We start from the raw sequence: 12,044 nt of genomic DNA, 5'->3' as shown, positions 1-12,044 counted from the left end.
CCGAAAGGATCGCCCGATGATGACCGAAGACCGCTTGCGCGCGCTTTATGGCGCGGTCAGCCCACGCGCCGCCGTCAAGGTGCTGGACCGGCTTGACAGCCATTGCCGCGCCTTTGTCGGCGGCTCTCCGTTCATGGTGCTTGGGACCAGCGACGGGACGACGCTCGATGTCTCGCCCAAGGGCGATCCGGCGGGGTTCGTGCAGATCGAGGACGATCGGCACCTGCTGATCCCCGACCGTCCCGGCAACAACCGGCTGGACGGGCTTCTGAACATCCTGCGCCATCCGCAGGTGGCGCTGATCTTCCTGATCCCGTCGGTGGATGAAACCCTTCGGGTCAATGGCCATGCCACGATCCATGACGATGCCGATCTGTGCGCGCGCTGCGCGCTCAGGGGCCGGGTGCCGAAAACCGTGCTGCGCGTGCGCATCGACGAGGCCTATCTGCATTGCGGCAAGGCGCCGATGCGCGCCGGTCTCTGGGCGCCTGACAGCTGGCCCTCAGACCGGCCCGTGGCGACGCTCAATGAAATCCTGCGCGATCAGGTGGGCATCGCCCCCGAGGATCTCTCGCAACAGGCGGTCGAGGCGGGGTATCGGCGCACGCTCTATTGATCTCTTGTGGATCGCTTGTTGACGGCGCGACCACCGCTTCAGATCGGAACGAAGCCGCCCGTGCTGTGGCTGTATTGCTCGACGCCACCTTCGCCGATCTCGTGCCACAGGCCATGCAACGTCAGTGTGCCCGCCTTCACCGCCTCGGCCACGAAGGGAAAGGTCATGAGGTTTTCCAGCGAGACGACGACCGCCTCTTTTTCCAGTGCGCTGCGCTGCTGGCTTTCGTCGGCGATGTCCCTGACCCGCTCATAGCCGGGGCGCAGGATGTCCATCCAGCGGCCCACGAAGCTGGACTTCTCCTCCAGCGCGGGCGCCTTGCCGGTGCACATGTCCAGACAGCCCTGCACGCCGCCGCAATTGGAATGGCCCATCACGATCACATGCGCCACCTTCAGCGCGGTGACCGCGTATTCCACCGCCGCCGAGGTGCCGTGCTGCTGCCCGTCGGGTTTGTGCGGCGGCACCAGATTGGCGATATTGCGGTGAATGAAGAACTCGCCCTGATCGGCCCCGAAGATCGAGGTGACATGCACACGGCTGTCACAGCACGATATCATCATCGCCCGCGGGTGCTGCCCGTCTTCCGCCAGTCTGCGATACCAGGCCTGGTTCTCGGCATAGGCGGTCGCTTTCCAGCCATGGTAGCGATGCACCAGATAGGTGGGCAGGGGGCGGGCGTGTTCCATCGTCGTCACTCGGATTTGGGTCTTGCAGGCCCTGATAGTGGCAATTCGCTGCGAATTCGAGAGAGAATATCACTCCGTCTAAAGCATTTGGGAACCTTGGCCCGTCATTCTGCCCTTTGTCGCGTGGGAGCGATGCAAGACCGGGGTGAGACTTTGGAACAAGTGACCTTACTGAAACAGGCCGAAACCGTTCGGCTGGATTGCGACCGTCTGGATGCGCTGGTGTCCCAATTGGGCGAGGCGGCGGCCGAAAACGTGATCTGCCGCGCGCTCGAGGAAGTGGCAGTGCGCCTGTCGCATGCCGAACGCTGCCACCGCGAGGGGCGGCTGGCCGACATGCGCCGCACGGTGCGCAGCCTGATTGCGATCTCCGATCAGATCGGCATGGGCAAACTGGCGCGTGTCGCGGGCCATGTGACCGCCTGTATCGACGATGGCGATCCGGTCGCCTTGGCGGCGACGCTGGCGCGGCTCTTGCGGATCGGTGAAACCTGCCTCGGCGAAATGTGGGATATCCGCGATCTGAGCATATGACCGCTTGCAGGCGGCGACAGGGCGGATAGGCTGGCGGCAAAAGACCAAACGACAAAGGGACGCGCCCCATGGACCTGACATTCGCCCCCGCCGATGCGGCGGCCATTGCCCTGCATGTGATCGAGCAGAGCGGGCTTGACGATTGGCTGGCCGACCAGCCCGACACGGTCACCCGTTGGGTGCGCGCCACGGGGTTTGCGGCCCAGCTTGGCAGCGTGGTCCTGATCCCCGATGGGCAGGGCGGCATCGCCATGGCGCTGGCGGGCTACGGCACGCCCGAGACGCGCGCGCGGGGCCGCTTCCATCTGGCGGGGGCGGCCGCGCAACTTCCCGAAGGCACCTATGCCCTGCACGGGCTTGATCCTGTGCGCGCCGCCGAGGAATCGCTTGGCTGGCTCTTGTCGCATTACAGCTTCGACCGCTACCGCGCGCAAAAGCACAGCACCGCGCGGCTGATCGCCCCCGAGGGTGTGGATGCCGCCCGGATCGAATCCATCGCCGCCGGTGAGGCGCTGACCCGCGATCTCATCAACATTCCCGCATCGGATATGGGACCGGCGGAACTGGAAGGCGCCTGTGCCACGCTTGCCACCCGCCATGGCGCGTCGATCGACGTGATCCGGGGCGAGGCGCTGCTGGATCGGAACTTCCCGATGATCCACACGGTGGGCCGTGCCTCGGCGCGGGCACCGCGGCTGATCGACATGCGGTGGGGCGACAGCGGGCCCAAGCTGACGCTGGTGGGCAAGGGCGTGTGTTTCGACACGGGCGGGCTGAACCTCAAGCCCGGCTCCAGCATGGGGTTGATGAAAAAGGACATGGGTGGGGCTGCCACCGTGCTGGGACTGGCGCAGATGATCATGGATCTGCGCCTGCCCCTGCAGTTGCGCGTGCTGGTCCCGGCGGTGGAAAACGCCGTCTCGGGCAGCGCCTTCCGGCCCGGTGATATCCTCACCGCGCGCAATGGCCTGACGGTCGAGATCAACAACACCGATGCCGAAGGCCGTCTGGTGCTGGCCGATGCCCTGTCCTACGCCGCCGAGGAAACGCCTGACCTGATGGTGTCGATGGCCACCCTGACCGGGGCCGCGCGCGTGGCGGCCGGCCCTGATCTCTCGCCCTATTTCACCGATGACGCGGCGCTCTCGCAGGCATTGGATCAGGCGGCGGCGCAGGTGGCCGATCCGGTCTGGCGTCTGCCCTTCCATACGCCTTACGAGGCGATGATCGAGCCGGGCATCGCAGATCTCGACAACGCGCCCTCGGGCGGCTTTGCCGGGGCGATCACAGCGGCGCTGTTCCTGCGCCGCTTCGCCGGAACCGGGCGCTATGCCCATTTCGACATCTACGGATGGAACGCGACGCCCGCGCCCGCCCGCCCCAAGGGCGGTGTCGGCATGGGCGCGCGCGCGCTGCTTGCGGCGCTGCCGGACGTGCTCAAGCTGTGACCGACCGCCGGCGCCTCCATTCCAACGGGCGCGTCGCCGACGCAGCCCTTGTCGGTCAGGTCGCGGCCGATCTCTTCGTCGAGGGCGAGGACCGTCAGGTGATCCGGCCCACCGCCGCGATCCTGGACGCGCCGGGGGGCGCGCGGACGCGCGAACTGGTCTATGGCGACGGTGTCCGCCTGCTCGAAGAGAGGGGCGGCCATGTGTTCGGCTATGCGCTGCGCGATGGCTATGCCGGCTATATCGCAAGCGCGGCGCTGGCCCGCCCCTCGCTTCCCGTGACGCATGTGGTGTCGGTGCGGATGACGCAGGCGCTGAGTGCTGCGGATTTCAAGACCGGGACCGAGTGCCTGGCCCTCAGCCTCGGCGCGCGGGTCCATGTCTCGGGGCAGGAGGGGCGCTGGTCCCGCCTCATGACACCGCAGGGGCCGCTCCATGTGCCGCGCGTGCATCTGCGCCCGGTGGACACCCCCGAGGAAGATCCGGTCAGCGTGGCCGAACGGTTGATCGGCACGCCCTATCTGTGGGGCGGAAACTCGGCCATGGGCATCGACTGTTCGGGGCTGGTGCAGCTGGCCTGCCTGGCCTGCGGCATCACCTGCCCCGGCGACAGCGACATGCAGGCCGCCGAGCTGGGTCAGCCCCTGCCCGGCGATGCGCCCCTGCGGCGCGGCGATCTGTTGTTCTGGAAAGGCCATGTCGGCTGGATGTCGGACGCAGACACGCTGCTGCATGCCAACGCGTATCACATGGCCGTGGCATACGAGCCGCTGGCACAGGCCATCGACAGGATCGCGGCGCAGGGCGATGGCCCGGTGACCGCGCGCAAACGACTTGGAGGATCATGATGTCGGACGCCTTCTTTCATCCCGTTTCGGGGCTCGATCTGCCGCGCTTTGCCGGGGTGCCCAGCTTCATGCGGTTGCCCCATGTGGCGCCGGGGCATGACCGCTTCGCCGATGTCGATATCGGCCTGATCGGGGTGCCCTGGGATTCGGGCACCACCAACCGCCCCGGTCCGCGCCACGGCCCCCGTCAGTTGCGCGATGCCTCGACGATGATCCGCGCGCAGCACCCCACCAGCGGGATGCGCCCGTTCGAGACGGTGAATTGCGCCGATCTGGGCGATGTCGGGCCGAACCCCGCCGACATCATCGACTCGATGACCCGGATCACCGCCTTTTACGACGGGATCAAGTCCGCCGGGATCATCCCGATGACGGCGGGCGGCGATCACCTGTCCTCGCTGCCAATCCTGCGCGCTTTGGCGAGGGACGCGCCTCTGGGCATGGTCCATTTCGACAGCCATACGGACCTGTACCATTCGTATTTCGGCGGCACGATGTATACCCATGGCACCCCCTTCCGCCGCGCGGTGGAAGAGGGCCTTCTGGACCCGCGGCGTGTCGTCCAGATCGGCTTGCGCGGCACGATGTATGACACCGAAGATCGCGATTTCGCCGCCGCCAACGGCATCCGCCTCATCCTGATCGAAGAGTTCCACGCCCGTGGCGTCGAGGACGTGATGGCCGAAGCCCGCGAGATCGTGGGCGATGGCGCCACCTATGTGAGCTACGATATCGACTTCGTCGATCCCACCTTCGCCCCCGGCACCGGCACCCCCGAAGTGGGCGGGCCGAACTCCTATCAGGCGCTGCAGGTGGTGCGTGCGCTCGAGGGGCTCGATATCGTCGGCGCCGACATGGTCGAGGTCTCTCCGCCCTTCGATCCATCGGGCGGCACGGCGTTTCTGGGCGTGTCGATCATGTTCGAGTTGATCTGCGTGATGGCGGCCCGCATCGCCGCTTCCCGCTAGGCCGGAATGGTGGGCGGGGGCCTCAGGCGCCCGCCAGCCGCACCAGAACCACCGCAGCCCCGCCGATATGGGCCAGCGTGATCGCGACGGACAGGCCGTGCAGCCATTTGAAGCGGCGCTTTTCCCCGGCATCGGTGGCGGCATTGATCGCGGGCATCAGGATCTGCCTTGCATAGATCGTGCTCAGAACGATCGCCGCCATGATCCCTGCGCCCAGAAGATCGTTCAGCGCCAGCAGCACCGCCGCCAACGTGGCGCAGGCCAGCACGAACAGATAGAAATGCGGAAAGGCTTTTCGGATCAGCGGTCCCGCCGTCTCGCTCGGCAACGCGCTGAAGACGAAGGCGGCGAAGCCGAAGGCATAAAGCACCATGCCGCCGAACAGCAGCGCGGTGATCAGAAGGGCGGCGATCTCCATGGGGGTGTCCTCCGTGCAGGTACCGCGGGGGACATAGCACAGCCGGTCGGGCCGGCCAGAGGCCGCGTCACTCCACCGCGCGGATCAGCTTGCGCTCCAGCACGCGCAGCACGGTGCGCAGGTCGTGACCGCGCTTGAGCACCTGCCCGTCCATGCCGATCACCGCATATTGCCCCTGCCGGTTGCGCAGGCGCGGGCGCTTTTCGATGCGGTAGAGCGGATGTTCGGCGGTTCTGCGAAAGACCGAGAAGATCGCCACGTCGCGCAGGCAGGAGATGCCATAGTCGCGCCACTCCCCGGCGGCGACCATGCGACCGTAAACCGACAGGATCACGCTCAGCTCCGTGCGGTGGAAAGCCACCGGTTCCGGGGCGCCACGGGCCGGAAACTGGGAAGGCGATTGAAACGTCATGCTGCAGAGTTGCGCCGCGCCGCGCGCAAATCAAGACAATTCGTGCGCGCCGCTGGACAGGATTTTTTTCGCAGAAAAAAACCAGCCGATAAAATTCGCGAATTTTATCGGCCTCCGAGCCACGGATCACGCGAACCTGCCCTGGCAGAACCAGCCCGAACTCAAGCCCGCGCCATGGGCGTAGAACAGCCACAGCCGGTCGCCCCGCGCAGTGGTCACCTGCCAGTAGTCGCGCACTCCGCTGCGCCAATCGGGCTCGTCCAGCCACCATTCCGGTGCGATGCGCTCCGGGCCTGTGGCGCCGATCAGATCATGCGCGCGCCCGCGCCAGCGAAAGCGATCGGGCGGGGTGGGGCGGTCGGGCGCCATCACCGGTTCGGGGCGGCACATCATCAGCGGGCGCGGCACAGGTGGCGCGGGCCAGCCTGTCGCCGGCTCCGACCAGGCGGCCGCCAGCACCTGCGCGGTCTTTTCCGGGATATGGCTGCTGGCGGGATGACGCCGGGTGATCGCCTCCAGCCCGATCCGTCCGCCGATCCGGCCCATCAGGTCTTCCAGCCCCGTGTCGCCCGCCATCCGCGCGCGGGCCGCCTCGGTCGCGCCGACATGGCCAGTGACAGTGCGCGCATGCACCGGTTCGGTCTGCACCGCCTCCAGGCGCAGGATGTCGATGCCGAAGCCCGCGTCGATCTCCTCCAGCTTCATCGCCAGAAGCGGGCGGATGCGCTCGGGCGCCTGTGCCGCGCGTGCCAGCCCCAACTCGATGCTCTGCACCGTGTCGTCCACCCGCCACGCCTGCAGCCGGATCCGGCGCGCGCCCTGACCCCTGTCGCGCAGCCGGTCGCACAGGCGCGGCAGCAGCCGGTCCAGCGCGGCCAGGATATCCTCGGTCATCCCGATCGGCTCGGGCAGGGTCAGCCGGGTGGCGAAATGCGGCGCCTCGCGCTGCGGCGAGACCGGTTCGGGCATCGCGCCAAGCGCCTGATCCAGCCGCATCACCAGCCCCCGGCCGAACCGCCGCGCCAGCGGCGCGCGCGGCTGGCCCGTCAGATCGCCCACCCGGCGCAGTCCCAGCCGGCCCAGTTGCGCCACCGTCTCGGGGTCCAGCCGCAGGGCCGCCACCGGCAGATCGGCCAGCGCGCCATGGGTCTGTCCCGGCGGGGCGATGCGCGGGGCGATACCGCCCCCCTGCGCCACCGGCGCGGTGCCGCCACGCTCCCAGTGACGGCGTTTCGCGGCACGCGACCGGGTGGCGCGCGCCTCCTGGTCGATGGCATCGCCCGACCGCTCATGCCCGGGCGCACGGCCCGCATAACGCGCCAGCGCCCATGCCGCGCCCACCGTATCGGCCAGCCCGCAGCAGGCCGTCAGGCCAAAGGCCCCCGCCTCCTGCGCCAGTCGCTCCACCAGCGCCGCCTCGCCCCCGAAAAGATGCGCACAACCGGTGATATCAAGCGTCAGCCCGTCCTCTCCCTGTGCCGCAACCCAAGGAGAGAAGTGCCCCGCCCACCGCACAAGGGCTTGCAGAAACGCGGCCTCCGCCTGTGCGTTGCGCGTCCGCGTCACCAGCCCCGCACACATGGCATGGGCATCGCGCAACGGCTGGTCCGCGCGCAGCCCCGCCGCTGCGGCCTTCGCCGACAAGGACGACAGGATCTGCGTCTGCCCGGTCTGATCGACCACGGCAAAGGGCAGGTCATGACCCTCCCCGATCCGGCGCAACAGGCGCTCGGCTCCGAGGCGGGGAAACCAGACGGACAGAATGCGACGGGCAGGCATGGCAGCATATGTTCACTATTTGTTCCATATCTAGGCCGCCCGCCGCCCCGAGTCGAGTCCCGATGCGCCGCGCCTCATCCGCACCACAGCCGGGTGATCCGCCCCGCCTCGTCCAGCTCCGCATTCAGCCGCTCGGGCCGGTGATCCATCGTCATCATCGCGCCGGGCGGCAGCACCCGGACCGGCCCCTCGAGCGCGATGCCGTCCAAGGCCTCGCCCGGCTGGCCGCGCAGCGTCTGCAGCGCCCCGGCGCCGCACGCGTCCGGTGGCGCGGGCGTCTCCTGCATGCAGCCCGCCAGCATCAGCCCCGCCAGCCCCGCCATTATCCGCTGTCGCATGACATCCCTCCCCAAGGCCCCGATCCTGTCGCCCCTCCCCGGCCCACGCCATCATTGAAACCCGGCGCGCTTTGCCGCAAAGTCCCCGGAAACCGGAACGAGAGGACATCCCAATGCGTACCACAGCCGCCGTCGCCGTCGAAGCGGGCAAACCGCTCGAGATCATGGATGTGAACCTGGACGGCCCAAAGGCGGGCGAAGTCCTGGTCGAGGTCAAGGCCACGGGCCTGTGCCACACCGATGATTTCACCCTCTCGGGCGCCGATCCCGAAGGGCTCTTTCCCGCGATTCTCGGCCATGAAGGCGCCGGCGTCGTGGTCGAGGTCGGCCCCGGCGTCACCAGCCTCGAGGTGGGCGATCACGTGATTCCGCTCTACACGCCGGAATGCCGCGAATGTGAATACTGCCTCAACCCCAAGACCAACCTGTGCCAGTCGATCCGCGCGACCCAAGGCCAGGGCCTGATGCCCGATGGCACCTCGCGCTTTTCCATGCTCGATGGCACGCCGATCCTGCATTACATGGGCTGTTCGACCTTCGCCAACCATACGGTGCTGCCGGAAATCGCGCTGGCCAAGGTGCGCCGCGACGCGCCTTTCGACAAGATCTGCTATATCGGCTGCGGCGTCACCACCGGCATCGGGGCCGTCATCAACACCGCCAAGGTGGAAATCGGCAGCCGCGCCATTGTCTTCGGGCTTGGCGGCATCGGTCTCAACGTGATCCAGGGGCTTCGCCTTGCCGGCGCCGATCAGATCGTCGGCGTCGATCTCAACCCCGGCAAGGTCGAGATGGCCACCCGCTTCGGCATGACCGATTTCGTCAATCCGACCGAGGTCGAGGGCGATCTGGTCGCGCATCTCGTGGCGCTGACCGGCGGCGGCGGCGATTACACCTTCGATGCCACCGGCAATGTCGGCGTGATGCGCACAGCGCTCGAATCCGCGCATAAGGGCTGGGGCGAATCGATCATCATCGGCGTGGCCCCCGCAGGTGCCGAGATCTCCACCCGCCCCTTCCAGCTGGTCACCGGCCGCGTCTGGAAAGGCACCGCCTTCGGCGGCGCGCGCGGGCGCACGGATGTGCCGAAGATCGTCGACTGGTACATGGACGGCAAGATCGAGATCGACCCGATGATCACCCATACGCTCAAGCTCGACGAGATCAACAAGGGTTTCGACATGATGCATGCGGGCGAATCGATCCGCAGCGTCGTGGTCTACTGATCTGTCATTGGCCCTGATCCCGTCAGGGTCAGGGCCAGTGTCAGAGCCGTTCTCGGGGCCGGGCCTGCACAGGCGCTTGTGCGCCGTCGCAGATTGCATCATGCGCGCCACCGGTTACCTGTTATCGCAACTTCATCGACAGCCCGCCTTTCAGAAGGACGCAGCACATGAGCGACACCAACAGCTACACGCCCCCCAAGGTCTGGACATGGCAAACCGAATCGGGCGGCCGCTTCGCCTCGATCAACCGGCCCATCGCGGGTCCCACCCATGACAAGGACCTGCCGGTGGGCGAGCACCCGTTCCAGCTCTATTCGATGGGCACCCCCAACGGGGTCAAGGTCACCGTGATGTTCGAAGAGCTTCTCGCCGCAGGCCATGACGCCGAATATGACGCCTGGCTCATCCGCATCACCGAAGGCGACCAGTTCTCCAGCAGCTTTGTCGAGATCAACCCCAATTCCAAGATCCCCGCGCTGGTGGACCGGACCGGGGCAGAACCGCTTCGGGTGTTCGAATCCGGCTCGATCCTGCTGCATCTGGCCGAGAAATTCGGCGCATTCCTGCCCGCCTCCGGCCCCGCCCGCACCGAGGTTCTCAACTGGCTCTTCTGGCAGATGGGCAGCGCGCCCTATCTGGGCGGCGGTTTCGGGCATTTCTACCAATATGCGCCCGAGAAATGGCAGTATCCGATCGACCGCTTCACCATGGAAACCAAGCGTCAGCTCGATGTGCTCGACCGCCAGCTGGCCGAGCGGCCCTTCATCGCCGGTGACGACTATTCCATCGCGGACATGGCGATCTGGCCCTGGTATGGCAACCTGGTGCTCGGGCGCCAATATGGCGATGCGGCCACCTTCCTCGAGGCCGACAGCTATGAAAACGTGATGGCCTGGGCGAAAAGGCTCGATGCCCGCCCGGCGGTGCAGCGGGGCCGCATGGTCAACCGCACCAGCGGCGCGCCGCATGAGCAATTGCTGGAACGTCACGCCGCATCGGATTTCGACACCCGCACCCAGGACAAGATCGGCACGCCCGACTGATCCGCCACCGCACCCCCTTGGGGAAAGGACGCGCCATGACTGACCGAACGCCTCTTCTGGCCGTCCTGATCGACGCCGACAATACCTCGCCGAAATGGACCCGTGCGATCTTCGAAGAGATCGCCGCCATCGGCGAGGCCAGCGTACGCCGCTGCTATGGCGATTTCTCGTCCCAGCAGATGAGCGGCTGGAACAGGGTGCAGGCCGAATTCGGCCTCGTCCCGCATCACCAGCCCGCCAATACCGTGGGCAAGAACGCCTCGGATATCGCTCTGGTGATCGATGCGATGGACCTGATGCATTCGGGCCGCTTCGACGGTTTCGTTCTGGTCAGTTCCGACAGCGATTTCACCCGGCTCGCCAGCCGCATCCGCGAACAGGGGCTCGATGTCTACGGCATCGGCGCCCGCAAGACCCCCGAGGCGTTCCGCAAGGCCTGCAAACGGTTCATCTATCTTGAAAACCTCGGCTCCGAAGGCGCCGAAACACCCGCGCCCACCGCCGGCAAGAACCTCACCGAGGCGCGCGACCTGCTGTTTCGCGCCATGGACAGCATCGATCAGGACAGCGACTGGTATGCGCTCGGCCGTCTCGGTCAGCAGGTCACCGCCGCCAATCCCGATTTCGACACCCGCACCTATGGGCACCGCAAGCTCAGCGATCTGGTGGCCGCGATCAAGGTTCTGGAAACCCGTCGCGAGGGCAATCACCTCTATGTGCGCCGGGTCGACTGAGCCGGGGTTTCTTCTGGCCTGAAATATCCCGGGGGAGTCGGTGAAATCCCCCTCTTCGGGGATTTCAACGGCGGGGGCTGGCCCCCGTCCCCGGTCAGGCCCTTCTCAATTCATCAGCCCGGCATGGCGCAGCGCGTCATCCACCAGCGCGCGGGTCGGATCGGTCAACCCCACCAGCGGCGAGCGGACCTCTTCGCTGCACAGCCCCAGCCGCGACATGGCGTATTTCGCCCCCACCAGCCCCGGCTCCTTGAAGATCGCCAGATGCAGTGGCATCAGCCGGTCCTGAAGCTCCAGTGCGGTGGCATAATCCCCCGCCAGCGTCGCCTCCTGCACCTGCGCCACCAGCTTCGGCGCCACATTGGCCGTGACCGAGATCACGCCCTGACCGCCTTGCGCGTTGAAGCCATGGGCGGTGGCATCCTCGCCCGAGATCTGCGCGAAATCCGGCCCGCAGGTCAGTCGCTGCTGGCTCACGCGTGCCAGATCTCCGGTGGCGTCCTTGACGCCCACGATCCTCGGCAGACGGGCCAGTTGCCCCATCGTTTCGGGCGTCATGTCCACGACCGACCGGCCGGGGATGTTGTAGATGATGATCGGCAAGTCGCAGCAATCGTGCAGTGCTGTGAAATGCGCGATCAGCCCGGCTTGCGTGGGCTTGTTGTAATAGGGCGTCACCACCAGCGCCGCATCCGCGCCGACCTTGTGGGCGTGCTGCATGAAGCGGATCGATTCCAGCGTGTTGTTGCTGCCTGCGCCCGCGATCACCGGCACCCGGCCCGCGACGGCGCGCACCACTTCCTCGACCACGGTCTCGTGCTCTTCATGGGTGAGCGTCGGGCTTTCGCCCGTCGTGCCCACCGGCACCAGCCCGTGGCTGCCCTCGCCGATATGCCATTCGACAAGTTTTTTCAGCGTGTCCAGATCCAGCTCGCCGTTCTTGAACGGCGTGACCAGGGCAGGAAAAGATCCTTTGAACATGACACGCTCC

The 12,044-nt window shown here is 66.9% G+C and carries 14 protein-coding genes; 8 read left to right on the top strand and 6 right to left on the bottom strand.

The features are described from left to right. Positions 1–16: 16 nt before the first annotated feature. The gene (locus F3H35_RS02020) at positions 17–616 is read left to right on the top strand and encodes a pyridoxamine 5'-phosphate oxidase family protein (protein WP_149777980.1); all 600 of its coding nucleotides are present in this window, start codon (positions 17–19) and stop codon (positions 614–616) included. Positions 617–654: 38 nt separating this feature from the next. Here the strand turns inward: F3H35_RS02020 and F3H35_RS02015 are convergent, their stop codons facing one another. Continuing rightward, a complete protein-coding gene (locus F3H35_RS02015; RefSeq protein WP_149778372.1) occupies positions 655–1,305 on the bottom strand; it encodes a carbonic anhydrase in 651 nt (216 codons plus the stop codon). A gap of 132 nt (positions 1,306–1,437) precedes the next feature. On the opposite strand from F3H35_RS02015, the gene F3H35_RS02010 reads away from it, so the two are divergent. From F3H35_RS02010 to speB, 4 genes are all read left to right on the top strand, one after another. Beyond that, complete coding sequence (locus F3H35_RS02010; protein WP_149778371.1) at positions 1,438–1,839, top strand: hypothetical protein; 402 nt, start codon at positions 1,438–1,440, stop codon at positions 1,837–1,839. A gap of 68 nt (positions 1,840–1,907) precedes the next feature. Further along, a complete protein-coding gene (locus F3H35_RS02005) occupies positions 1,908–3,287 on the top strand; it encodes a leucyl aminopeptidase family protein (protein ID WP_149777979.1) in 1,380 nt (459 codons plus the stop codon). Beyond that, on the top strand, positions 3,284–4,135 hold the full coding sequence (locus F3H35_RS02000; RefSeq protein ID WP_149777978.1) for a C40 family peptidase: 852 nt from the start codon (positions 3,284–3,286) through the stop codon (positions 4,133–4,135). Before F3H35_RS02005 ends, F3H35_RS02000 begins: the two co-directional genes overlap by 4 nt. After that, positions 4,132–5,103, top strand: coding sequence for an agmatinase (speB, locus tag F3H35_RS01995; RefSeq protein WP_149777977.1), 972 nt, complete (start codon positions 4,132–4,134; stop codon positions 5,101–5,103). Before F3H35_RS02000 ends, speB begins: the two co-directional genes overlap by 4 nt. A 22-nt stretch (positions 5,104–5,125) precedes the next feature. Here speB and F3H35_RS01990 read toward each other — a convergent pair whose 3' ends face one another. The 4 genes from F3H35_RS01990 to F3H35_RS01975 form a co-directional block, all read right to left on the bottom strand. Next, complete coding sequence (locus tag F3H35_RS01990; protein ID WP_149777976.1) at positions 5,126–5,521, bottom strand: DUF4149 domain-containing protein; 396 nt, start codon at positions 5,519–5,521, stop codon at positions 5,126–5,128. Positions 5,522–5,588: 67 nt separating this feature from the next. Further along, positions 5,589–5,933: a DUF2794 domain-containing protein gene (locus F3H35_RS01985; RefSeq protein WP_007816263.1), complete on the bottom strand. Its 345-nt coding sequence runs from the start codon at positions 5,931–5,933 to the stop codon at positions 5,589–5,591. 126 nt (positions 5,934–6,059) lie between these two features. After that, a complete protein-coding gene (locus tag F3H35_RS01980; RefSeq protein ID WP_149777975.1) occupies positions 6,060–7,712 on the bottom strand; it encodes a Y-family DNA polymerase in 1,653 nt (550 codons plus the stop codon). A gap of 74 nt (positions 7,713–7,786) precedes the next feature. Next, positions 7,787–8,050, bottom strand: coding sequence for an I78 family peptidase inhibitor (locus F3H35_RS01975; RefSeq protein ID WP_223228284.1), 264 nt, complete (start codon positions 8,048–8,050; stop codon positions 7,787–7,789). 113 nt (positions 8,051–8,163) lie between these two features. Here F3H35_RS01975 and F3H35_RS01970 point away from each other — a divergent pair, with 113 nt between their 5' ends. From F3H35_RS01970 to F3H35_RS01960, 3 genes are all read left to right on the top strand, one after another. Continuing rightward, positions 8,164–9,276, top strand: coding sequence for an S-(hydroxymethyl)glutathione dehydrogenase/class III alcohol dehydrogenase (locus F3H35_RS01970; protein ID WP_149777974.1), 1,113 nt, complete (start codon positions 8,164–8,166; stop codon positions 9,274–9,276). 167 nt (positions 9,277–9,443) lie between these two features. After that, positions 9,444–10,319, top strand: a complete 876-nt coding sequence (gene yghU, locus F3H35_RS01965; protein ID WP_149777973.1) for a glutathione-dependent disulfide-bond oxidoreductase — start codon at positions 9,444–9,446, stop codon at positions 10,317–10,319. Between the two features lie 35 nt (positions 10,320–10,354). Then, entirely contained in the window at positions 10,355–11,053 is a 699-nt protein-coding gene (locus F3H35_RS01960) for an NYN domain-containing protein (RefSeq protein ID WP_149777972.1), read from the top strand. Positions 11,054–11,158: 105 nt separating this feature from the next. On the opposite strand, the gene dapA is transcribed toward F3H35_RS01960, so the two are convergent. Then, positions 11,159–12,034 carry a 4-hydroxy-tetrahydrodipicolinate synthase gene (gene dapA / locus F3H35_RS01955; RefSeq protein WP_149777971.1) on the bottom strand — a complete coding sequence of 292 codons (876 nt, stop codon included), beginning with the start codon at positions 12,032–12,034 and terminating at the stop codon, positions 11,159–11,161. Positions 12,035–12,044 lie beyond the last annotated feature (10 nt).

Origin of the sequence: Roseovarius litoreus (genome assembly GCF_900142765.1) — a bacterium.
In the GTDB taxonomy this organism is placed as follows: domain Bacteria; phylum Pseudomonadota; class Alphaproteobacteria; order Rhodobacterales; family Rhodobacteraceae; genus Roseovarius; species Roseovarius litoreus.
The sequence above is the reverse complement of the archived record's forward strand: the minus strand, read 5'-3'. Positions and strand labels throughout refer to the sequence as shown.

Bases quoted from the DNA above. Each gene is read 5' to 3' on its own strand.
- dapA (WP_149777971.1), bottom strand. From the start codon at position 12,034: ATGTTCAAAGGATCTTTTCCTGCCCTGGTCACGCCGTTCAAGAACGGC.
- F3H35_RS02020 (WP_149777980.1), top strand. From the start codon at position 17: ATGATGACCGAAGACCGCTTGCGCGCGCTTTATGGCGCGGTCAGCCCA.
- F3H35_RS01975 (WP_223228284.1), bottom strand. From the start codon at position 8,050: ATGCGACAGCGGATAATGGCGGGGCTGGCGGGGCTGATGCTGGCGGGC.
- yghU (WP_149777973.1), top strand. From the start codon at position 9,444: ATGAGCGACACCAACAGCTACACGCCCCCCAAGGTCTGGACATGGCAA.
- F3H35_RS01960 (WP_149777972.1), top strand. From the start codon at position 10,355: ATGACTGACCGAACGCCTCTTCTGGCCGTCCTGATCGACGCCGACAAT.
- speB (WP_149777977.1), top strand. From the start codon at position 4,132: ATGATGTCGGACGCCTTCTTTCATCCCGTTTCGGGGCTCGATCTGCCG.
- F3H35_RS02005 (WP_149777979.1), top strand. From the start codon at position 1,908: ATGGACCTGACATTCGCCCCCGCCGATGCGGCGGCCATTGCCCTGCAT.
- F3H35_RS01985 (WP_007816263.1), bottom strand. From the start codon at position 5,933: ATGACGTTTCAATCGCCTTCCCAGTTTCCGGCCCGTGGCGCCCCGGAA.
- F3H35_RS02010 (WP_149778371.1), top strand. From the start codon at position 1,438: ATGCAAGACCGGGGTGAGACTTTGGAACAAGTGACCTTACTGAAACAG.
- F3H35_RS01980 (WP_149777975.1), bottom strand. From the start codon at position 7,712: ATGCCTGCCCGTCGCATTCTGTCCGTCTGGTTTCCCCGCCTCGGAGCC.
- F3H35_RS01990 (WP_149777976.1), bottom strand. From the start codon at position 5,521: ATGGAGATCGCCGCCCTTCTGATCACCGCGCTGCTGTTCGGCGGCATG.
- F3H35_RS01970 (WP_149777974.1), top strand. From the start codon at position 8,164: ATGCGTACCACAGCCGCCGTCGCCGTCGAAGCGGGCAAACCGCTCGAG.
- F3H35_RS02015 (WP_149778372.1), bottom strand. From the start codon at position 1,305: ATGGAACACGCCCGCCCCCTGCCCACCTATCTGGTGCATCGCTACCAT.